This is a genomic window from Mobiluncus holmesii ATCC 35242, assembly GCF_000185445.1.
In the GTDB taxonomy this organism is placed as follows: domain Bacteria; phylum Actinomycetota; class Actinomycetes; order Actinomycetales; family Actinomycetaceae; genus Mobiluncus; species Mobiluncus curtisii.
On the sequence record NZ_GL622346.1, the window covers coordinates 244,693 to 265,836 of the forward strand.

Annotated in this window: 17 protein-coding genes; 8 read left to right on the top strand and 9 right to left on the bottom strand. The window is 55.8% G+C overall.

Going from position 1 to position 21,144, the window contains the following annotated elements; translation table 11 throughout:
• Positions 1-113 precede the first annotated feature (113 nt).
• From HMPREF0576_RS01105 to HMPREF0576_RS01130, 6 genes are read right to left on the bottom strand one after another with little or no spacing between them, the layout of a single operon-like run.
• Entirely contained in the window at positions 114-800 is a 687-nt protein-coding gene (locus tag HMPREF0576_RS01105; RefSeq protein WP_004008243.1) for a VOC family protein, read from the bottom strand.
• Positions 801-834: 34 nt separating this feature from the next.
• Positions 835-1,764 (bottom strand): hypothetical protein, encoded by a 930-nt coding sequence (locus HMPREF0576_RS01110; RefSeq protein WP_004010365.1) that lies wholly within the window; start codon positions 1,762-1,764, stop codon positions 835-837.
• 11 nt (positions 1,765-1,775) lie between these two features.
• Entirely contained in the window at positions 1,776-2,786 is a 1,011-nt protein-coding gene (locus tag HMPREF0576_RS01115) for a transketolase family protein (protein ID WP_004008241.1), read from the bottom strand.
• 2 nt (positions 2,787-2,788) lie between these two features.
• Positions 2,789-3,652 (bottom strand): transketolase, encoded by an 864-nt coding sequence (locus tag HMPREF0576_RS01120; RefSeq protein ID WP_004008240.1) that lies wholly within the window; start codon positions 3,650-3,652, stop codon positions 2,789-2,791.
• 14 nt (positions 3,653-3,666) lie between these two features.
• Complete coding sequence (locus HMPREF0576_RS01125) at positions 3,667-4,950, bottom strand: aminotransferase class III-fold pyridoxal phosphate-dependent enzyme (RefSeq protein ID WP_004010366.1); 1,284 nt, start codon at positions 4,948-4,950, stop codon at positions 3,667-3,669.
• A 29-nt stretch (positions 4,951-4,979) separates the two neighbouring features.
• Positions 4,980-5,750, bottom strand: coding sequence for a hypothetical protein (locus HMPREF0576_RS01130; protein WP_004010367.1), 771 nt, complete (start codon positions 5,748-5,750; stop codon positions 4,980-4,982).
• 256 nt (positions 5,751-6,006) lie between these two features.
• Here HMPREF0576_RS01130 and HMPREF0576_RS01135 point away from each other — a divergent pair, with 256 nt between their 5' ends.
• From HMPREF0576_RS01135 to dnaG, 4 genes are read left to right on the top strand one after another with little or no spacing between them, the layout of a single operon-like run.
• Positions 6,007-7,392, top strand: a complete 1,386-nt coding sequence (locus HMPREF0576_RS01135) for a glycine--tRNA ligase (RefSeq protein WP_004008237.1) — start codon at positions 6,007-6,009, stop codon at positions 7,390-7,392.
• A 48-nt stretch (positions 7,393-7,440) separates the two neighbouring features.
• Positions 7,441-8,757: a tRNA dihydrouridine synthase DusB gene (gene dusB, locus HMPREF0576_RS01140; protein WP_004008236.1), complete on the top strand. Its 1,317-nt coding sequence runs from the start codon at positions 7,441-7,443 to the stop codon at positions 8,755-8,757.
• Positions 8,754-10,055 carry a deoxyguanosinetriphosphate triphosphohydrolase gene (locus tag HMPREF0576_RS01145; RefSeq protein ID WP_004008235.1) on the top strand — a complete coding sequence of 434 codons (1,302 nt, stop codon included), beginning with the start codon at positions 8,754-8,756 and terminating at the stop codon, positions 10,053-10,055. Before dusB ends, HMPREF0576_RS01145 begins: the two co-directional genes overlap by 4 nt.
• A 26-nt stretch (positions 10,056-10,081) precedes the next feature.
• Positions 10,082-12,160 (top strand): DNA primase, encoded by a 2,079-nt coding sequence (dnaG, locus tag HMPREF0576_RS01150; protein WP_004010368.1) that lies wholly within the window; start codon positions 10,082-10,084, stop codon positions 12,158-12,160.
• 105 nt (positions 12,161-12,265) lie between these two features.
• Here dnaG and HMPREF0576_RS01155 read toward each other — a convergent pair whose 3' ends face one another.
• Positions 12,266-13,078: a type I 3-dehydroquinate dehydratase gene (locus HMPREF0576_RS01155; protein WP_004010369.1), complete on the bottom strand. Its 813-nt coding sequence runs from the start codon at positions 13,076-13,078 to the stop codon at positions 12,266-12,268.
• Positions 13,079-13,272: 194 nt separating this feature from the next.
• Between HMPREF0576_RS01155 and HMPREF0576_RS01160 the strand changes: the two genes are divergently transcribed.
• The 4 genes from HMPREF0576_RS01160 (at position 13,273) to HMPREF0576_RS01175 (ending at position 18,381) form a co-directional block, all read left to right on the top strand.
• Positions 13,273-14,940, top strand: a complete 1,668-nt coding sequence (locus tag HMPREF0576_RS01160) for a fumarate hydratase (protein WP_004010370.1) — start codon at positions 13,273-13,275, stop codon at positions 14,938-14,940.
• 179 nt (positions 14,941-15,119) lie between these two features.
• Positions 15,120-16,358, top strand: a complete 1,239-nt coding sequence (locus HMPREF0576_RS01165; protein ID WP_245527293.1) for an NAD(P) transhydrogenase subunit alpha — start codon at positions 15,120-15,122, stop codon at positions 16,356-16,358.
• 155 nt (positions 16,359-16,513) lie between these two features.
• Positions 16,514-16,840, top strand: a complete 327-nt coding sequence (locus tag HMPREF0576_RS01170; RefSeq protein ID WP_004008230.1) for an NAD(P) transhydrogenase subunit alpha part 2 — start codon at positions 16,514-16,516, stop codon at positions 16,838-16,840.
• Between the two features lie 2 nt (positions 16,841-16,842).
• Entirely contained in the window at positions 16,843-18,381 is a 1,539-nt protein-coding gene (locus tag HMPREF0576_RS01175; protein WP_231294254.1) for an NAD(P)(+) transhydrogenase (Re/Si-specific) subunit beta, read from the top strand.
• Positions 18,382-18,468: 87 nt separating this feature from the next.
• Here the strand turns inward: HMPREF0576_RS01175 and HMPREF0576_RS01180 are convergent, their stop codons facing one another.
• Both HMPREF0576_RS01180 and HMPREF0576_RS01185 read right to left on the bottom strand, forming a co-directional pair.
• On the bottom strand, positions 18,469-20,466 hold the full coding sequence (locus HMPREF0576_RS01180; RefSeq protein ID WP_004010372.1) for an MFS transporter: 1,998 nt from the start codon (positions 20,464-20,466) through the stop codon (positions 18,469-18,471).
• Between the two features lie 90 nt (positions 20,467-20,556).
• Positions 20,557-21,066, bottom strand: coding sequence for a MarR family winged helix-turn-helix transcriptional regulator (locus tag HMPREF0576_RS01185; RefSeq protein WP_004010373.1), 510 nt, complete (start codon positions 21,064-21,066; stop codon positions 20,557-20,559).
• Between the last annotated feature and the right edge of the window lie 78 nt (positions 21,067-21,144).

Genomic DNA, 21,144 nt, shown 5'->3' on the forward strand with positions numbered 1-21,144 from the left:
GGGAACCATTGTCGCGACCGAGCCTCAAACCCGTGCCTTTGTCAGATAAAAACCGTGTGGGCTAAGGAAAACCCCAGCCCACACGGTTGAATTTTAGTCACAGAGCGCGGCGTTCAAACCTTGCGGTAGAACCCCTTGAGTGCGGTGTGCTTCATCACGGTACCAATGAGCACGCCGAGGCGCCCCAAACCGAGACGAGCCGCGTGGAGATCGATGAGCTCGACGAGGTTCCCGTCCGGGTCGCGGAAGAATGCCCAATCAGCACCGGAAGAATGCACCGGTTCATTCATGAACTCCGCGCCTTCCCGACGCAGGCGGTTCACCCAACCGGGCACGTTGGAGACATGGAAGGCGATGTGGGAGTATCCGGGTCGATTCCAAGTCTCGCGTTCGTCCGTCACCACGGGCGGATCGAACTCGAACAATTCCAGGATGTTGCCGGAACGGGAACACATGAAGCCCAGGCGAACTCGCTTAATGCCCTCCACGTGATACAACCGCTCGACAGGCTTCAAATCATCGCCAGTGATTTCCAGATAGTTCATCAGTTTCAGCCCGAACACCCGGTCATACCATTGGACGGCGCGCTCGAAGTTCGCCACGGTGACGCCAACATGACCCAGACCCCAGTTGATACCGATGCTGTTCATTTTGTTGCGACATTCCCGCTGCTTGCGTTCCAGGAATTCTTCCTTGCCCAGCTTTTTCAGCTCTAGTGCGTTGTCCACAGCCAGCTTTACGCCGTAACCCAGCAGCACCAACGCGCCGAGTTTGGTCGCTTTCCGGCAGGTTGTCTTCATAAAACGTCGCTTGCAACTGACTGTTTTGGCTGCTTTACTTCGCATAGTCACCCACCGCCATCATCAGCGCGCCGAGTTCGGCACCGTATTCGGGCGAACCTTCCATCGACATGCGACCCGATGCCTGGGCATCCAGAAGGTCATCTGTCTGCAGTAAGGTCCCTAATGCAGAGGTTACCGAGTCGAAGCGCATCGTAAAGAACGCGGCGCTGCGCGTGTATTCCCCGCGAAATGCCTTTGACTTCCCGGCTTTGATGCGGATGTATGCACCCAGTTCGGGATGTCCATCCACGACATAGGCGTAAACGCGATCCGGCGAAGGATCCGTCCACGCATGCACACCGGGGTGCCCCGCCTTATTCAGCTGGCTCATGCCGGTGGTCAGCAGGTAGAACATGCACTTCGTCAGCAGTTTCCGGTCATCCTCAATCTTGGGTGCCGCCGTTGCGCCCAGCAGACTGGACATCGCCAACAGAGCCTTCACGGTAGCGACCAAAAGTCCTGGATTGCTCAGCCCTCCGCGAATCTTGGGCAGGTTCACCTTTCCTTTAAAGAAGTCGTTGAGCTTCTCGGGGGAAGGGAACTCGATTTCCACGTTCGGCAGCGGGTGTGCGCCCAGCTTCGGCGTAATGCTCGCACCGTGAATAATCAGGTGCGTGGCGTAACGTTCCGGACGTCCGTCTATCGACGTGCCCGCCGGGGTCAGACAAGAAATCTGGACCACGCCTTCCTTGCCTTTAAAGGCTGCCGCCAACTCCGGCTTTTCGGCGACAATTGGTTTCAACAGCGGAATGACCGCGTTGAGAAACACCACGTTGGCGTACCGAACTTCGTCGTCAATGCTGGGATTGGGCCCCATCGAGAACGGCTTGGCTTTCGTTTTCTTTTCACAAGATTCTCCGCACGCCTTGTCGCTCTGAGCTGCCTGAGGCGGGGCGGAGCTTTGTTTCGTTTCTTTAGTCATGGCGCTCTACCTTAGAACTCGTCTTCCCAGTCGTCGTCCTCCTCGAAGTCCATATGCATGACTTCACGAGCGGCGACCACACAACCGTTTTCGTCCCAGCCGTAGTGGGAGTACAGGTCCTCAGGCTGACCGATGACCGAGAATTCGTCAGGGATACCGAGCTTCTTTAACACGAAGCCCTTGCGGGTGGTAGCGCCAACATCAGCGACCGCGGTTCCCAGACCGTTGATGATGTTGTGATCCTCAACGGTGATGATACGCCGAGTTTCGGTAATCGCCTTGGCGATGGCATCTTCATCAATCGGCTTCAGGGTGTGAATGTCCAGCACGCGCACGCTCAGACCGTCCTCTTTGGCGAGGATGTCAGCAGCTTGCAGGGCGCGCCACACGCCAGATCCGGTCGCGATAAACGTGAGGTCCGTGCCTTCTCGCAAAGTATTTGCCTTGCCAAACTCGAAAGTAGGAATCTCGTCACGGTAGACAATCTGGTCAAATCCGCGGTTCAGACGGATATAGACCGGACCCTGGTGCTCATAAGCAGCCTGTACGCAGTACGCAGCCTCCAGACCATCAGCCGGACACATGACCACCAGGTTCGCGAAACTACGCAGAATAGCGATGTCTTCGGTGACATGGTGGGTCGTACCGGCAGCCCCGAAAGACAATCCTGAGTGCGTACCAATAATCTTTACATTGAGATTCTGGTAGCAGATGTCGGTGCGGATTTGTTCGCAAGCGCGCAGGGCTGCGAACGCCCCGAACGTAGACACGAACGGTAGCAGCCCCGCTTTTGCCAACCCGGCAGCGATACCGAACATATTTTGTTCCGCGATACCTACGTTATAGAAACGCTCGGGGAACTCTTTGGCAAACACGGAAATCTTGGTGGATTTTGCCAAGTCTGCCGAAAGCCCCACGATGGTGGAGTCTTCTTTGCCCAGTTGCACCAAAGTCTGACCGTATACCTCCGCGGTGGTCAGATTAACCGCGTCAATCGAAGTGTAAGTTAATCCTCCAGCCATGTTTAGGCTCCCTTCACTAGCTCGAGTCGTTTCTGCAGGTGTCGCTTGAGAGATTCGACCGCCTTGGCATACTTTTCGTCATCAACAGCGCCGTAGTGCCAGGTGTAGTCGCCTTCCATGTAGTCGATGCCTTCGCCCTTCACCGTGTCCATCAGCAGCATGGTGGGCTTACCCTTGATAGTGCGCGCCCGATCAAAAGCGTCGACCAAATCGGGTATCGAGTTACCTTTGACCTCAATGACTTCCCAGTTGAAAGCGCGCCATTTGTCCGCGAAAGGCTCCAGACCCATGACATCGGCAGTCATGCCGTCAATCATGGCGTGGTTGACATCTACGATGCCTACCAGGTTGTCTACCTTAAACTGACCGGCGCTCATAGCGGCCTCCCAGATGGAGCCCTCGTTGCATTCACCGTCTCCCATCAGGCAATAAGTACGCCATTCTTTGCCAAGCTGACGTGCCCCGAGTGCCATGCCCACAGCCAGAGACAGACCGTGACCCAGCGAACCTGTAGAAACTTCCAGACCGGGAACCTTGCCCGCATCCAAGTGAATGCCCAGGTGCGAGAGGATATGCGAATAGGTCGGCAGCCAATCCTTGGGGAAACACCCCAAGTCGGCGAGGACCGGTCCCATCCCCACACCGATGTGCCCCTTGGAGAGCACGAAACGGTCGCGATCAGGGTCGTCCATCTTGTCGGCGCTGAAGTTCATCTCGTGATGATACAGAACCGTCAGTACATCCATGGAGCTCATGGCACCGCCAATGTGACCGCCACCTGCCCAATTCACCGTATCGAGGGTGAGCAGACGCAGCCGATTAGCGGTTTCTTCGAGTTCCTTGTGTTCTTTAGCCGATAAAGCCATCTTTCCTCCTTTGCTTAGGCTTGAGCCAGAATCTCACGTGACTTGTTTTTCACTACGCCCATCGCTTCGTCAGCCACGTCTGCGATGAAGTCGATGTCCTTGTCGGTGAGAGCCGTGTTCGTGAAGTGGTTGTGGTGGTTCGTCATGAACACGCCACGCTTCACGCATTCACCCACGAAGGCCTGGTGCAGCAGCAGGTTGGGGTCTGCTTTGTCTTCGAGACCTCTGATTTGGTGGAAGAACAGGGCAGGTTCGCCACTGAAGCGGTAATCAAAGCCGTGATGCTTGGCAATCTCGGTCAGGCGCTCAATGATTTTCACGCCGTGGTCGTGGCAAATCTTTGGCGCATCGATTTCACGCATCTTGGTGATACAGGCGATAGCCGCTGCCATCGGCGGGGCACTCATCCAGTATGAACCGGTACACATCACGGAGGCGGCAGCGTCCTTGAGGGACTCGATACCGGTCACTGCCGAGATATTGTGTCCGTTGGCGATAGCCTTGCAGAAGCACTCCAAATCGGCTTTGAAATCGTAGTGGTAGTCGGAACCCTTCATATCCAGGCGCCACCCGCAGCGCACATCGTCAACGATGAGCACGATGCCTTCGCGATCGCAGATAGAACGAATCTTGTTCCAGTAGCCAGCCGGTGGCAAGATGCTGTCCTCAAAGACCGGATGGTGGTACGGGGTGGCGATAAAGGCGGCAATCTCGCCCTTGTATTCAGCCGCGAGACGTTCCACCGCGGCGGTGTCGCCCCAATCCACCAGCAGTTTGTCCTCGACTTCTTTCTTGCCTACGCCGGGGGCGCCCCAGCCTTGGGTCCATCCAATCACGCCGTGGTAGCCGCCATTGACAGCGATGAACTTATCCCGTCCGGTGGCGGCGCGCGCCACCATCAGGGCGTAGTTTGTGGCGTCTCCACCGTTCTTGGCAAAGAACGCCCAGTCTGCCATATCTACTGTGTCCACCATCAGTTCTGCCAGATCGACCATGAGAGTGCCGGGCTGCACTGCACAGTTTAGAATCTTTGCCTGTTCCGCAGCGGCCTTGTCCACGTCGGGGTCGTTGTAGCCCAGAACCATCGGACCGTAAGCGCACATCAGGTCAACGTATTTGTTGCCGTCCACATCCCAGAAGTAGGCACCTTGTGCTTTCGAGGCGAATAGGGGGTAAGCGCTGATAGGCATGAAACAGCCTTCCGCCGGTCCCAAGTGCCCGTAGACGCCACCGGGAATGACCTCAACTGCGCGCTCGTACCATTCGTGGCTCTTGGTGTGTTCGTAAGTTTTCATCATTTTGTATAGTCCTTCCTCACGCGCGTTTTCTAGCTCAAGTAGAACGGCACCATGCCGAGGATCTTGTTCATGTTGTCCAACAGGGGAACATATCCGCCCAACTTAATCAGCTCACGACCGATAGCGGGATAGGACGCGAGCTCGCCGCGCAGGACCTGACCGGTGGTATCCAAATCAGAAAAGACCATAAAGGCGTGACGTCCGTTGGGGCCTGCGGCCTTGGGCGCATCGCCGTCGACGATGCGCGCGTGATGGTCATTGATAACCATGGTCAAAGCGGGACCGTTGGCAATCTTTAGTCCGATGGTGCCGTCGCGCATTCCTTTGGCGACCTGGATACCCTTGGGGTCCTGGTTGGCAATCTCCGCCATCGCATAGACCGCGACGTGCAGGGTCAGCAGGGAGTTGATTCTGGCGAACTCGGGGTCCTGCAGCAGTTGGGGGGTCGGCCGCAAGTAATAGGAAAGCCGGTCCGTAATCTCGGTGAACGTACCTGTTAGATACTTCAGTTTGGTGAAGCCCTTGAGTGGTACCGGAATCCCTTTGCCGTCGAACATTTTGTTGACCATGCTCGGCACGGGGAAACCCAAGCTGATATCAGCCGGTCCGCCACCGGTGAAGAACTCAATTTTGCCGTCGCCCAGTTTGAGCCGGACTGAACCGACGTTCGCTGCCTTGAATTGTAAGGTCAGCGGGACATGTTCCAAGAGCTGTTTCGACTTGGGATCGAGCTCTGGGAGCTTCTCGAGTGTACGCAAAACTGCCCTAAGATTGACGGCAGCCATAGCAGTTTGATTCATAAACCCACCTCGTCGTGTGTTTTGTGTTTACTTGGCAAATGCAATTATAGTGTGGAACCTGTTATTTGTGCAGCGGTTTTCCCGAGTGTTTTTCGTTATTTAACCCAAACTGCTCCCTTATTTTTGATACCGGGAGGTCCGGCGGAGATACCGAATTCGTTCCCGGAGAGTTGCCGGCTAAAATGGGCGCGTACCCTCCCGCTGGAAACATGAGGAAACGTGGGATTACGAAAAGCAACACCAATAAGGAGCACAAGTGGCATCAACGATGGATTCAGTAATATCTTTGGCGAAACGCCGCGGTTTTGTTTACCCCTGTGGTGACATTTATGGCGGGACGCGCGCGGCGTGGGATTACGGTCCCCTTGGTGTGGAGCTAAAGGAAAACATCAAAAAGGCCTGGTGGAACTATATGGTACGTTCCCGCGAAGATGTGGTGGGTCTGGACTCCTCGGTGATTTTGCCCCCGAAAGTGTGGGACGCTTCCGGTCACCTCAAGGCTTTTACTGATCCCCTCATTGAATGTCTCAGCTGTCACAAGCGTCTGCGTGAGGACGACTTGCAAGAAGAGTACGCCGAGAAACACGGCGTTGAGAACCCAGACGATGTCAGTATGGATGACGTCCCCTGCCCGAACTGTGGCGTAAAAGGTAAATGGACGGAGCCTCGGGCGTTCTCGGGACTGCTTAAGACCTATCTGGGACCGGTGGACGACGAATCTGGTTTGCACTTCCTACGCCCGGAAACGGCTCAGGGCATCTTTATCAACTTTGCCAATGTGATGACGACTGCCCGCAAGCGTCCACCCTTCGGTATCGGTCAGATTGGTAAGTCTTTCCGCAACGAAATCACTCCGGGCAACTTTATCTTCCGCACTCGTGAGTTTGAACAAATGGAGCTGGAGTTCTTTGTGGAACCCGGTACCGACGAAGAATGGCATCAATACTGGATTGATCACCGCTTTGAGTGGTACACCGACCTGGGTATTAAGCCGGAAAACCTGCGGTTGTATGAGCACCCGAAAGAGAAGCTCTCGCACTATTCCAAGCGTACGGTAGACATCGAGTACGCCTTCGGCTTTGAAAACTCCAAGTGGGGTGAGCTGGAGGGTATCGCCAACCGTACTGACTATGACCTGGGCGTACATATGAAGGCTAGTGGTCAGAAACTTGATTATTATGACCAGGCCAACGATAAGCGTTGGGTTCCCTACGTTATTGAGCCTTCTGCCGGTCTGACCCGCTCCCTGATGGCTTTCCTAATCGAGGCCTACACCGAGGACGAAGCCCCGAACACCAAGGGTGGGGTAGACAAACGGACCGTGCTGCGTCTCGATCCGCGCTTGAGCCCGGTGAAAGTGGCGGTGCTGCCGCTGTCGCGTAAGGACGAACTGCCCGAAATCGCCCACAATATCGCTGCTGAGCTGCGTAAGCACTGGAATGTGGAATATGACGATGCGGGTGCGGTGGGGCGCCGCTACCGTCGCCAAGACGAAATTGGTACGCCCTACTGCGTCACGGTGGATTTTGATTCTCTGGAGGACCAAGCCGTGACGGTGCGTGAACGAGACACCATGACCCAGGAACGCATTGGGCGGGATAATCTGCTCGCGTATCTGCGTGATCGTCTGCCGACTTGCTAGTGTTGCGGCGAGTCTCTTCCACGACAGAAATACCGGTCGGAGGCGTTTTTGGCTCCACAGTATCCACAGTGTAAATATCCGCCCCTGCGAATTGGTGGGGTGGAGTTTGTGACCCCCATTGCGCTAGCGCCAATGGCAGGGGTGACGAATGCACCGTTTCGTGATTTATGCGCGGCATTTTCCCGCCAAGGTTTGCCGTCTGAGTCTGATAGCTCGCTTCGTCGTGACGGCGAAACGGGGGCGTTTCGCAGCGTTGAGGGCATGTTCGTCAACGAAATGATTACCGCGAAAGCGCTCATGATGAACTCGACTCGCTCGTGGGTCATGGCGCAATCCGGTCCGGGGCAAACTGTTCGAGTGCTGCAGCTTTACGGAGTAGTGGGAGCTGATTTGGCCTGGGCGGCTCGTGAACTAATTGCTCGGGACCTGGTGGATGTCATTGATTTGAATTTTGGTTGCCCGGTCCCCAAGGTCACCCGCAAGGGTGGGGGAGCCGCTCTGCCGTGGAAGACCGCGTATTTTGGCGACCTCATCGGTCAGGTGGTTCAGGCGGCGCAGGAGTCATCGCAGGCAGCCCGACGCGAGGTCGAGGTGCCGGTAACCGTAAAAATCCGGGTCGGAATTGACGAAAGTCATGAAACAATGTTGGACGCGGGACGGGCAGCACAGGACGCGGGAGCAGCCGCGCTCACGCTGCACGCCCGCACCACGAATCAGTATTATTCCGGGCACTCTGATTGGTCGCGGATAGGTCAGCTGGTCAACACGCTGGATATTCCGGTGTTGGGCAACGGCGACGTGTTTTCTGCCTCAGACGCACTGGAAATGTTTGCGCAAACGGGGTGCGCAGGTATCGAGATTGGTCGGGCTGTGCAAGGTCGTCCCTGGATTTTTCGTGAAATCACGGCAGCTCTGTGGGGTCAGCCGATTCCCGCGGGTCCGACTTTGGGGGAAATCGTCGAGGTCATTCGCGCTCACGCCTGTGGCTTAGTGGAACATTTCGGTAATGAAAAAGCGGCGCTGCGGGATATGCGTAAACATGTGGGATGGTACCTGCGAGGTTTCCACCTGGGCGGGGATACTCGCGCGGAACTCACTCGCGTCGAGACGTTGGATGACCTGGAGAGACGTCTGTACGACCTTTTGCAAACGCTCGACCCCAACACCCCTTACCCCGAGGCGGCGCAGGGGAAACACGGACGTTCGCGCGCTCAGCGTCATGTCAAACTACCCGAAGGCTGGCTCGACACCCGCGAAATCGACGCGGCGGCGACCAAAGCCCTGCACCTGGCAGCAGACGATTTCGATGACCCTTACGCCAAATCAGAAGCGGAACCGTACCCAGCGGTTAGGCTTGATAAGTGAGTGAAATTGGAGCATATCCCCGGGAGGTACACGAACGTTTTGTTACGGAGACCCACAAGCGGGGTAACCGCACGGACTTTGAGCGTGATCGGGCGCGAATCTTGCATTCCTCGGCGCTGCGCCGCCTGGGTGAAAAAACTCAGGTTTTGGGACCGATTGCCAATGATTTTTCACGGACGCGCCTGACACATTCCCTAGAAGTTGCCCAGGTAGGGCGCGAACTCGGTAAGGGACTGGGCTGTGACCCGGACGTGGTCGATGCCGCTTGCCTGGCGCACGACTTGGGGCATCCACCTTTTGGGCATTCCGGAGAACGGGTGCTCAATGACTTGGCTAAAGATATTGGCGGGTTTGAAGGCAATGCTCAGACGTTGCGCTTGGTTACCCGCCTAGAGCCGAAAGTTATCGGTTCACAAGGGCAGTGGGTGGGGTTGAACCTGACTCGTGCCACTCTCGATGCCATCGCGAAATATCCCTGGCTGCGGGGGGAGGGACCGCACGGTGCGGATTCCCCCAAGTTTGGGGTCTATGCCGAAGACCGGGAGGTCTTTCAATGGCTGCGGCTTGGCGCTCCCGATAATCATCGCTGTATAGAGGCTCAAGTAATGGACCTCGCTGATGATATTGGTTACTCAGTCCATGATGTCGAGGATGCTGTTGCCCTAGGATCAGCCAACTTGGGTGATTTGGAAAATGAAGAAACCTTTGTTGACGTGGTTGACATAACGAGGCGTTGGTACGCGGGGTCGTTCGGTCCGGGCAAGTTCAGCGCAGACGACTTAGCGGCAGCTCATGAAAGGCTGCGGCAAATGCCTTTCTGGCTCACCGAGCCAGTGTCGGATTACCGTTCCCAAGCCACTCTGAAAGATATGACGTCACAGCTCATCGGGCGCTTTGCGCTAGCCTGTCATGACGCTACCCGCCAACGATACGGAGACCGTCCCCTGGTGCGTTACGACGCGGACGTAATCGTGCCTCCTGAAACTCAAGCAGAAATACTCCTGTTGAAAGGCATTGCCGTGTACTATGTCATGGCTCCGCGCGAAACGACTCATGACCACCTCAGTCAGAAACAAATTCTCTCCGACCTGGTGTGGGCACTATTGGAACAGGAAGCTACGGGGCAGCGTGTCTTGCAAGAGCCTTACCGCGCCGAGTGGCTGCGCGCGGAAGAACATCATTTGGGTCGAGATGCGGGTCGTCTCCGGGCGGTAATAGACCAGGTAGCGAGCTTGACTGACCTGTCGGCAGGCGCTTGGCATGCGCGTTTGGTGGGGATGATTACGCAACCTGTCTGACCTAAAACTTAGGCTAGTATGATTGCATGGTTTCCAAGTTCGACCCCGAGGACCTGCAAAAGGTCCGTGATATTCCCATAGAGTCGGTGGTCAGCGACTATGTGAGCCTGCAGCGCAAAGGCAGTTCACTGCTGGGCTTGTGCCCATTCCATGACGAAAAAACGGCGTCTTTTAGTGTCACGCCGGTACGAAACATGTGGCATTGTTTCGGCTGCTCTCAAGGTGGGGACACCATTGATTTTGTGCAGCTCATCGAAGGGTTGACGTTTCCCGAAGCTGTCGAATTTTTAGCCGCGAGAGCCGGCATCACGATGCATTACGTGGAAGGCGCGGCTATTACGAAAGAGCGCGTGGAGCCGGGAACTCGGCAGCGGTTGCTGGAATGCAATCGGGTCGCCCAGGATTTTTTTGTGTCTCAACTCGTGTCTCCGGAGGCACAGCGAGCGCGGGATTTCGTCGAGGGACGAGCTTTCACGTCCCAGGATGCCGCCCATTTTGGGATGGGCTACGCGCCGCCGGGCTGGAACAACCTCACCGATTACTTACGTTCGAAAGGCTTTACTGACCAGGAAATTGTGACGGTCGGTCTTGGCAAACCGGGACAGCGCGGGATTTATGACGTGTTTCGCGACCGCGTCATGTGGCCTATCAAAGATGTAACCGGGGCAGTTTTAGGCTTTGGCGGACGGCGTTTGGATGATTCAGATCCGCAAGTCCCGAAATACATCAATACCCCAGAATCCCCGATTTATCACAAATCTTCCGTGCTCTACGGACTGGATTTGGCGCGACCGAACATCGGGAAAGAGCGGCGCTGTGTCATCGTCGAGGGCTATACCGACGTGATGGCGGCGCATTTGTCCGGAATCACCACCGCGGTCGCGACCTGCGGTACGGCATTTACGGACGAACATGCCAAACAGATTCGTCGGTTTATCGGGACTTCTGCGGATAGCGCTTCGTCTTTGAAACTCCCGGGAGGTCTGCCCCCGCGCGGCGGTGAGGTCATCTTCACTTTTGACGGTGACGCTGCCGGACAAGCCGCAGCCCTCAAAGCTTTCCGTACTGACCAGGACTTTGCCTCTCAGGCTTTTGTGGCGGTGGCTGACGATGGCTTAGATCCCTGTGATTTACGGATGCAGCGCGGACCGGGAGCCGTACGGGACCTGATTGAGGGTCGCAAACCACTGTTCGATTTCGTGTTGAAAACCATCATCTCGAAATACGACTTAGATAGCCCCGCGGCTCGCATCGAGGCTATGCGTGCCACCGCTCCGGTGCTGGCAGAAATTCGTGACAAGGCATTGCGAACTGAATATGTGAAACAGGTCAGCGGTTGGCTGGGGGTTAACGTCAGAGACACTTGGTACACAGTGAATGAAGTGTGGCGAAGAATCCGCTCCCAACAGCGCGCCAGCAGCGCTAACAGTTCTCAGCCAGGGGGACTCGGGGGACCCGGCAATGCCGCGGGTGGTTCTGAAAAAAGCGCCAACCTGGGAAATCTGACCGGGTCAGACGCGTCCAGCAGCCCACAGGTGATTCCGCAAACTCGGCTGGACCCGGCGGTAAACACTGACCCGGTGTGGCGAGTCGAACGTGACGTGCTGATAGCAGCTTTACAGTTTCCGGGTTTCGCAGCCCAGACCGCTTTCGACACCCTGGATCCGCAGAGCTTCACCCAACCCACATTGCGAGCCATTTTTGAAGTCATCGCGGCGGTGGGCGGTGCGGGGGAATATCGACGTCTCGCGGAGGTCGCGCAAGCAGCGGGAGAACCCCATCCGGGAAACGTGGCTCTAAACCGGTGGGCGGCGGCAGTGAAAGCCCAGGCTGGATCCGTTTTAGTGGGAGCGTTGACAAACCTGGCGACTCGTCCGGCTCCTCTCTATGAAGCGAATCAGTCCGCGGAAGAAACTCGCATCGCGGCGGAATCTTGGGTGCAAAACGCCGTAGAATCCATGGAACGCAAGGGTCTGAACGCTCAAATTGCCAGTCTGAAAGCTCAGTTGCGACGTCTCGATTCCAACTCCCCGGAAAAGGCGGAAGTATTTGGCAAACTCATCAATCTGGAAAATCGGATGCGCGAACTGAACCCCGAATTCTGAACTGTTATGTCTCTGTACGGTCGGGTTAGAAAAATTTGCGCCTTCACATAACGTTTCGCCACGAGCCGAAATATCTCAAGGTTAGGGAAAAATCTGGGAGACAACCTAAAAACCCGACGCCGGATAGCGCAGTTCCAGCTGTGCCAACGGCAGTTGTCCCGGTGCGGACTGTGGACCTCCTACGGTGACGAAAGTACCCCAGTTACCCAGTTGCGGACCTGCTAGGCGAGTAGGCTGACCTAACGCGCCCATCCCAATCAAAATCGTGGGTCGGTGAGTGAGTAGGAAAGTGGTCTTCCCGCCCTTTTGAAGGTTTGCTAGCTGTTGTGGGGTTTGCGGCGAAAAAGCTGCTTTAGACACATCTGCTCCCAAATTGAGTTGATAAATGAGCAGGTCGCTGACTTCTTTTTCGCTGTTCGGGGAAGGCTCCCAACAGTGACGGGACAAAATAACGCCCGTACCGTTGGCGTGTACGTTGCGCAACAAACCGGTCAAACGTTTCTCATTGTCCTCTTGTACGTGGGGATTCTCGGCCGCGGCGGCGGCTTGTTCCGCGGTCATGCCTAGGTAGGGATAGTTTGACTCGACATCCACCCAGTCAGCGCACCTCGTGGCTTGTGCCACGAGGCTTTCATAGACTTCCGCAGTAATCGAGACGTGCCCGCCTTCGGTCCGGAAAGTCGCTAAAATCGGGCGTTTTACCTGTTCGCGAGCTTGCCGCAAGAGATTTTCGATTTCGGCAAAGTCACGTTTCGTACCTTGAAAAGATCCACGGGACAGCCACACCCCATCCAGACGAATCTCGACCAGTTCGACTCGTGGATGCATATCGCGGATGAGCCGGTCATAGCCCAGCATCCCCGGATTCACCGAGGTAATAAACGTGGGGCGACGCCAATCCGCAAATAAATCAGACATGATTCTACTTTAGCCTTTCGCTACGCTGCTCGAAGGGCGGGAACGTTTTTTCTTTAGTCAGACTTGCGAAAATCAAAACATATCACAACGGTCTGCAGACCCGGAATTCTCCGGTTTAAAGCCTTATAAAAAAGTCGCTGTAGCCGGGGCGTTAGAATCAAATCGCACAAAAGCACCAGAGCAAGGGGGCAACAGTGACCGATTTTTTCTATGCTGACATCTTGCCGCACGGCGAAGACACCTACACCTACCGCAAGCTGACATCCGAGGGGGTTAGTGAAGTTGAGGGGCCGGATGGCACTAAGTTTTTGAAAGTTGCACCCGAGGCGCTGACCCTCCTGTCTGAGACAGCTTTCCACGACATTTCCCACTACCTGCGCACCGCTCATCTGCAACAGCTGCGCAAGATTCTCGATGACCCGGAGGCGTCGGGAAACGATAAGTTCGTAGCGATGGATCTGCTGCGCAATGCCAACATCGCGGCAGCGGGGGTCCTGCCCATGTGCCAGGACACGGGTACCGCCATCATCAAGGGAGAACGCGGTCAACACGTGCTGACACCCGGTCCGGATGAAGAAGCGCTGTCTCGCGGGGTTTACAACGCCTACACGAAACTGAACCTGCGCTATTCCCAAAACAGCCCGCTGTCCATGTACGAGGAAAAGAACACCGGGTGCAACCTCCCGGCGCAGGTGGAGTTATATGCTGAGACCGCCCCAGGACACGAAGCGGAGTACCGTTTCCTGTTCATGGCCAAAGGTGGCGGCTCTGCCAACAAGTCCTACCTCTACCAGATGACCAAGGCGATTCTTGACCCCGAACATATGATGCAGTTCCTGGAGGAAAAGATTCGTTCCCTCGGCACCGCAGCTTGCCCGCCCTATCACTTGGCAATCGTCATTGGTGGCACTTCCGCGGAATACACGCTCAAGACCGCGAAGTACGCTTCGGCGCACTACCTGGACGGCTTGCCCACTCACGGCGGCGAACAGGCACAAGGTTTCCGCGACCTCGAGATGGAGGAACAAGTCCTGGATATGACCCGCCACATGGGTATCGGTGCTCAGTTCGGCGGCAAGTACTTCTGCCATGACGTGCGGGTGGTGCGTCTGCCGCGTCACGGTGCCTCCCTGCCGGTAGCAATCGCAGTCTCTTGCTCGGCGGACCGGCAGTGCGTGGCAAAGATTAACAAGGATGGAGTGTTCATCGAAGCTCTGGATACTGATCCGGGACGCTTTATGCCCGACCCCACAGCCGCGGAACTCGGCGGGGACGAAGCGGTGAAGATTGACTTGAACCGTCCGATGAAGGACGTCCTCGCCGAACTCACCAAATACCCCATCAAGACTCGGCTTTCCCTGACTGGAACTCTCATTGTGGCTCGTGACATCGCCCACGCGAAACTCCGCGATCGTCTGGAAAAGGAAGGGGGCTTGCCTCAGTACTTCAAAGACCACCCGGTATATTACGCAGGACCGGCGAAAACTCCCGAGGGAATGCCCTCCGGATCGTTCGGTCCGACCACGGCTTCACGTATGGATCCCTACGTGGACTTGTTCCAAGCTCACGGTGGCTCGATGATTATGCTGGCCAAGGGCAATCGTGGTCAGGTCGTCACCGATGCTTGTCGCAAACACGGTGGTTTTTACCTTGGTTCTATCGGCGGTCCCGCCGCGGAGCTGGCAGCTCATTCCATTAAGAAGGTCGAGGTGTTGGAATACCCCGAGCTGGGGATGGAGGCCGTGTGGAAGATTGACGTCGAGGATTTCCCGGCTTTCATCGTAGTGGACGATAAGGGCAACAATTTTTTTGAGGGCTTGGACAAGGTCGTGCTCACCTTAAAGGTGCCGCCAAAGAAGTAGTCATTAGAGATTTGTTTCCGGGCGGGCATCTCGAAGGGAGTTCTCTTCGAGATGCCCGCGCCCTATAGCTGTTGGTGGAATTGGTTTACGGAACAGACTGGTGCTGAACAATACACCCAACACCTGAATGCGCCTCGCAAGAAAATCCGGGGCTAAATACACTGATAAAAACAACTTCCATGCGGTACGCTTTGTATCGTCCAACTCATGAACCCATGAGCTGTGTGTACAACGAGGTATTCGCGGAGGGCTTTAAGATGATTATTGGTGTACCCAAGGAAATTATGAACGGTGAAGACCGTGTGGCTGCCACCCCCGAAACAGTGGCGGATATGGTCGGCAAAGGCTTAACCGTTTTGGTCGAAACAGGTGCCGGGGAAGGGTCCTTCTTCCATGACCCGGAGTATGTCTCAGCAGGCGCGGAGATGGTTAGTGACCCGGAGGAAATCTACCAGCGAGCAGACCTGATTTTGAAAGTTAAGGAACCGCTGTTTAACGAGGCTAAAGGGCGTTCCGAAGTCTCGATGATGCATAAAGGTCAATACTTGATTACCTTTATTCACCCGGCGGCTCCACCCAATCACGAGATGGTCAAGGAGATGGCGGCGCAGGGTGTCATTTCGCTGACTTTGGATGGTGTGCCGCGTATTTCTCGGGCGCAAAACTTGGACGCTCTGACCTCGATGAGTACCTGCGCCGGGTACAAAGGTATCCTGTTGGCGGCGAACTATCAGCCGTCCTTCATGCCCCTGATTCACAGTGCTATCGGGCGGATTGATCCGCTGAAGGTGCTGGTCGTCGGGGTAGGCGTGGGCGGTTTGCAAGCCCTGGCTACCGCGAAGCGTTTAGGTGCGGTGGTGTACGCGGCGGATATTCGCCCGATGGCATCCGAACAGGCCACTTCTCTGGGCGCCAAGCCGGTTGAACTCGGGGTGGATTCTGAGAAGGCTATCGGTGAAGGCGGCTATGCCCAGGCTCTGCCGGAAGATGAACTGGTCAAGGAGCGTGCCGCTCTGGCTCAGGTCATTCCGGATATGGACATTATCTTCGCGTCGGCGCTGGTGCCGGGTCATTTAGCACCACGGCTGATTACCGAGGACATGGTGAAAACTATGAAGCCCGGTTCAGTTATCGTGGATATTTCTATTGACCAAGGCGGTAACTGTGAAATTACGCCTCCGGGAAAGGTGGAAGTCAAGCACCATGTCACCCTGGTGGGGATTAAGAACATCCCCGGTATGCTGCCGAAGAGCTCGACTTTCATGTTTGCCAAGAACATTGCCAACTTCGTGGACTTCCTGGTGAAGGACGGTCAAATCGTCCTGGATCGTAGCGATGAAATTATTGCCAAGACTCTCACGACTATCGACGGCGAAATTGTTCACGTCGGCGCCCGCGAGGCGATGGGGCTGGCATAGCCTGACTCGAGATCGTACCGATTAGGGCGACCGACCGGTCCACGGTGAGGTCGCCCTAATCGGTACCACGGGATGTGATGACAGATTCGTCCCGCCACCACCGTTGGGTCAAATTCAATACATTCCTGACAAAACCGTAACTCAAGGAGAAACCGATGACTCCATTCCAAGGTGTGTTATTGGTCGTACTGGTGGTGTTTACCCTGGTCGGCTATAAAATCATCAGTCAAGTTCCCAGTCTGTTACACACCCCGCTGATGAGCGGGATGAATGCTTTTTCTGGGGTAACCGTGCTGGGCTGTCTCAGTGCAGCCGCATTAGCGGTGAGTCTGGGATCAAAAGCGCTGGGCTTGCTGGCAGTCGCACTGGCGATGGTGAACATTGTCGGCGGGTTTGGGGTTACTGACCGGATGCTGCGGATGTTCGACAAGAAACCCAAGTCCGTTGCTGATGGAGGCGCTCAGTCGGGAGAGGGTGAGTGACTATGAATAACGCTTTGACTCTGGTGGGAGCACCAGCCCCGAACAGCCTGCTCTACTATGCCGTCTCGGCAGTGCTGGTGATACTGGTGCTGGTGGGATTAAACATGCTGTCGAGAGTGCAGACGGCAGTGCGCGGTAATCTTTTGGGCGCTTTGGCAATGGCTTTGGCTATCGTGGCGACACTGTGGAACTTCGGGATTCTCAGCGCTGTTGAGCTCTATGCCGCGATGCTGGTCGGATCGCTATTCGGGGTCATTATCTGGCGTAAAACTCAGATGATTCGGATGCCACAAACCGTGGCTCTGCTCAATGGTTTGGGCGGTCTGGCCTCGATGCTTGCCGGGGCGCTGGCCCTAACCGGACATGCGGATAACAATGCTTTTGCTCAGTTCACTGCCGGTTTGGCGGTTGCTATCGGTGGTGCGACCTTCTTTGGTTCCCTCATTGCGGCAGGCAAACTGCACCAAATCCTGAATCAGCGCCCGAAAGTGCTCCCCGCGCACTTCGTGTGGGTGGGTCTGAGCTTGGTTGTTAGCCTGGGTGCCGCTCTAGCTTACGTTTTTCCACCGTTCGGCAGTCCGGGTGGGGCACAAACCGTGTTGCTCATCGTCCAGATTGTGGCTGCCAATCTGTTTGGTTACCTGCTGGCGGTGCGGGTGGGCGGAGCCGATATGCCCATCACGATTTCCCTGTTGAACTCCCTGTCCGGGGTGGCAGGAGCCATCGCCGGCTTGGCGATTTCTGACCTGCTGCTGGTGGCCATCGGGGCTATTGTGGGAGCTTCTGGCTTGCTGCTGACCCAAATCATGTGCCGGGCGATGAACCGCCACCTCATGGATATTTTGTTGGGCAAGACTTCCGTAAGCGCTGCTGCCGCAATGCCAACTGAAACTGAATCGGAAAAACCAGACGACTCGGCTTGTGCAGGCGAGGCTGACACCAGCGAAACCACACCTGGGGACCGACCGACACTCGCAGCGCCTGTCGCGGATCCGGAAACTACGTTTGCTGACTGGGTAGAAAATGCTCAGCGCGTCATCCTGGTGCCCGGCTACGGAATGGCCCTGTCTCAAGCTCAAGCCCAGGTCAAACGCCTGTTGGACTATCTGGAAAAGGCCGGAAAGACCGTGGACTTCGCGATTCATCCAGTGGCGGGGCGGATGCCCGGACATATGAACGTGCTGCTGGCTGAGGTCGATGTGGATTACGAAAAGCTGCGGGAGATGAAAGACATCAACGATGATTTCGCGAGTGCGGATTTGACCGTGGTCATCGGGGCTAACGACGTGATGAACCCGGCGGCAAACACCGCTGAAGGCACTCCAATCTACGGGATGCCTGTGCTGAATGTAGGGGATTGCGCTCACGTGGCCATCTTTAACTTCGACTTGAAACCGGGCTATGCCGGAGTGGAAAATCCGTTGTATGCTCGGGCAGAAACCGAACCGGAACGAGTGCTGATTTTCCCAGGAGACGCCAAAGAAACCTTGGCAGCACGACTGGACACAATTGGGGCGCCGCCGGCGATTGAGCTGTATTAGTCCCTGACTTTCAGACTGATTTGGCGAAAATTACGGGACAAAAACCGGGCGCACCGTACATTCGGGGCGCCCGGCTGGTTTGTAGCCCTAGATTGAGTTCTCCGACGCGGATTGTGCGGTCTTCATAATGTGCGCGTCGAGAGTTTCCTTGGAGGGAACCCCAAAAAGCAACAGCACCCCGAACAGCGACACGAGGGTATAGAACCAGAACAAGCGGATAAATCCCCGATTGAGCTCCAGTTGGAACGTCGATTCGATAGTGTCTGCGTGAGCGTCGATGTCCTGGAGATAATCCTGGCGAGCTTGTTCTAAAGCTGGTGGGACGAACCCCAGCTGTTTCTTCATGGCGTTGCTTTGGCTGGCGAACGTGTAATTCGCCAGCTCCTTGGAACGCGACACAATGTTGGTGACGTCCGCGCTCTGGAGGCGATTGAGCAACTTATCAGGCACGTTGGACATGGAAAAATTGGGGTCGATTTTGTTTTGAGGGGGGACAGAGGATTGCGTTTCACCGCGGGGGTTACCGGTTGGCGTTTGGTTCCTGCCGGAGTCTTGCCCTGCTGAGGTGGGCATTTGCCCCTGACCCGATTGATTGCCGACCCCCGGCATTCCATCAGGAGCCGCTGCCATAGTGCTGGACAGGGCAGACATATCCGGCTTCGGCAGGACATCCATAACCTTTTCGGACAGGCCACCCATAGCGGTGGCGAGCAGACCCACCATGATAGCTGGGGCGAGAGTGGTAGCCAGCGATCGTGTTAAGGACAGCGTCGCCTGACCGGTATTCGCGTCACGGCTGGGAACCAGGTGCAAAATCAGGTAGGTCAGGGGAGCTCCCATCAAGAACCCCAGTCCGAAGCCCATCACAAAGATGGATACGCTGGTTGACAGGAAACCGGGATACGGGGAAGTCCAGAAGATTAGCAACAGACCTGAGATGGCGGAAATCAGCATCCCTAGTCCCAGCACAAAGCGAGGACCGAGTTTATCGGTGAGTCGTCCGGAAATCGGTGCCGCGATACCGGAGGCAACCCCGATGATAATCGTGGGGTAGCCGCCATCACCCGTAGGCAGGCGCATGGAGTTCTCGGCGAACTGAGGGATGAACATCACGGTCATCATGAGGGCGCCTGCCACCATCCCGAGCAGCAAAGTCACCCCGACCGGAATGCTCGCGAAATAATCAAAGTTGATTAAAGGATCATGGACACGATGCTCGGTAACCCAGAACACCACCCCCGCAATCGCGAAAATCAGCAGGGAAACCCGGACATTGGAATCCTGGAAAGAGTAACCGAGGTCGGTGAAATCCAGGTGCTGAAACATCCACAACAGGGCAGTGATAGCAACGACGATTAAGACGGTGCCCGGAATATCCAAGTGGCGACCTGCTTCGGCGCGCTCGCGGTCCAAGAACATTGCTCCCAGAACTACCACTGCCAGGGCAATTGGCACGTTAATGTAAAAAATCCACTGCCAGTTATCGGTGCCAGCGATGTCCATGATGAGAGAGCCTGCAGAGCCGCCAATGACTGAAGCCACGCCGTAAACCATGCCGACCAGCCCCAGAGCCATACCGCGCTTTGCGGGAGGAGCGATGACCCCAGCAGCGGCGGTAGCGACGGGCATCATGCCACCGCCACCCACGGCTTGCACCACGCGGGAGGCTAGCAGCAAACCGAAAGATTGAAAGTCTTGGGCGAGTCCACACCCTAGTGAACCAATCCCGAACAGGGCGATAGCCAGCACATATACCGGTTTGCGCCCTAACACGTCTGCCAGTTTACCGATGACGGGGATAGCAATGGCATACGCCAGGGTGTAAATCGTAAAGACCCAGACGCCAGCCTGGTCATCGACTCCTAAACTGTTTTGGATGACGGTACGCGCCGGATTCACAATGCCCATATCCAAAGCACCCATGAAAATTCCTGCCAGGTACAGCGCCAGAATCAATCCCCAATGATTCGGCACAGTGTGTTCCAGTGAAGCTAAACCTGTGGGGTTTTCGTGGTCATTTTGCGTTCCTGCCTCACTGTGTGCCGGGGCAGCTGCGGGTTCATCAATGGTAGTAATCACGGTCATGTGATTAAGTATATTGATAGTTAAGAAACTTAATCAAATTAATAGAAAGCTCTCGCGGAACTGTGGGGAAAGGCAGGTTTTCCTCAGAGGTTACTGGTTTTTGTGGGGTTTAGGAGAAGACTTCGTGTGGTGGGACTCGCCAATCTGGTCGGTGAATTCTGACAGCATCTCCGTGAACTGTTTGATTTCCTGGTTAGAACGGTCGGCGAACACGCCATTCAGGTCCACATTTACGGAACCGACAAAGTTGTGACCCAGCTTGTCTCCAGATTCCGCAATCCGCAGCACTGCCCGGCGGCGATCTTCTGGATCTGTTTGCCTGCTGATGTATCCCAGATTGACCAAACGATCCACCAGATAGCTGGCGGCAGCGCGAGTAATGTGCAACCCATCGGCGAGTTCCGAGGGCGAGAGGGGGTTTCCGGCAATCTCGGAACGCCAAATCATCAGCAGACCATCGCCATCCTTACCGTGCATTCCTAAGTCGGCTGAGATATTGGCAATCAAATTGTTAGCGGAGAACACCAGGCGGTGAAACTCGTAAACCAACTGTTCACTCAGCGCCGAGCGCTCCTTATCGACTTTAGCAACCTCACTCATGATGTTAAGTATATTGACAGTTAAGTGATTTTAACTAAACTGGGCAGTTTTCCGCGGCTGCCAGATCCCGAGTCGATG

Coding starts and splice junctions, on each gene's coding strand:
- HMPREF0576_RS01170 (WP_004008230.1), top strand. CDS start 16,514: ATGACTCCATTCCAAGGTGTGTTATTGGTCGTACTGGTGGTGTTTACC.
- HMPREF0576_RS01130 (WP_004010367.1), bottom strand. CDS start 5,750: ATGAATCAAACTGCTATGGCTGCCGTCAATCTTAGGGCAGTTTTGCGT.
- HMPREF0576_RS01165 (WP_245527293.1), top strand. CDS start 15,120: ATGCGGTACGCTTTGTATCGTCCAACTCATGAACCCATGAGCTGTGTG.
- dnaG (WP_004010368.1), top strand. CDS start 10,082: ATGGTTTCCAAGTTCGACCCCGAGGACCTGCAAAAGGTCCGTGATATT.
- HMPREF0576_RS01115 (WP_004008241.1), bottom strand. CDS start 2,786: ATGGCTGGAGGATTAACTTACACTTCGATTGACGCGGTTAATCTGACC.
- HMPREF0576_RS01105 (WP_004008243.1), bottom strand. CDS start 800: ATGAAGACAACCTGCCGGAAAGCGACCAAACTCGGCGCGTTGGTGCTG.
- HMPREF0576_RS01175 (WP_231294254.1), top strand. CDS start 16,843: ATGAATAACGCTTTGACTCTGGTGGGAGCACCAGCCCCGAACAGCCTG.
- HMPREF0576_RS01180 (WP_004010372.1), bottom strand. CDS start 20,466: ATGACCGTGATTACTACCATTGATGAACCCGCAGCTGCCCCGGCACAC.
- HMPREF0576_RS01125 (WP_004010366.1), bottom strand. CDS start 4,950: ATGATGAAAACTTACGAACACACCAAGAGCCACGAATGGTACGAGCGC.
- HMPREF0576_RS01110 (WP_004010365.1), bottom strand. CDS start 1,764: ATGACTAAAGAAACGAAACAAAGCTCCGCCCCGCCTCAGGCAGCTCAG.
- HMPREF0576_RS01185 (WP_004010373.1), bottom strand. CDS start 21,066: ATGAGTGAGGTTGCTAAAGTCGATAAGGAGCGCTCGGCGCTGAGTGAA.
- HMPREF0576_RS01120 (WP_004008240.1), bottom strand. CDS start 3,652: ATGGCTTTATCGGCTAAAGAACACAAGGAACTCGAAGAAACCGCTAAT.
- HMPREF0576_RS01155 (WP_004010369.1), bottom strand. CDS start 13,078: ATGTCTGATTTATTTGCGGATTGGCGTCGCCCCACGTTTATTACCTCG.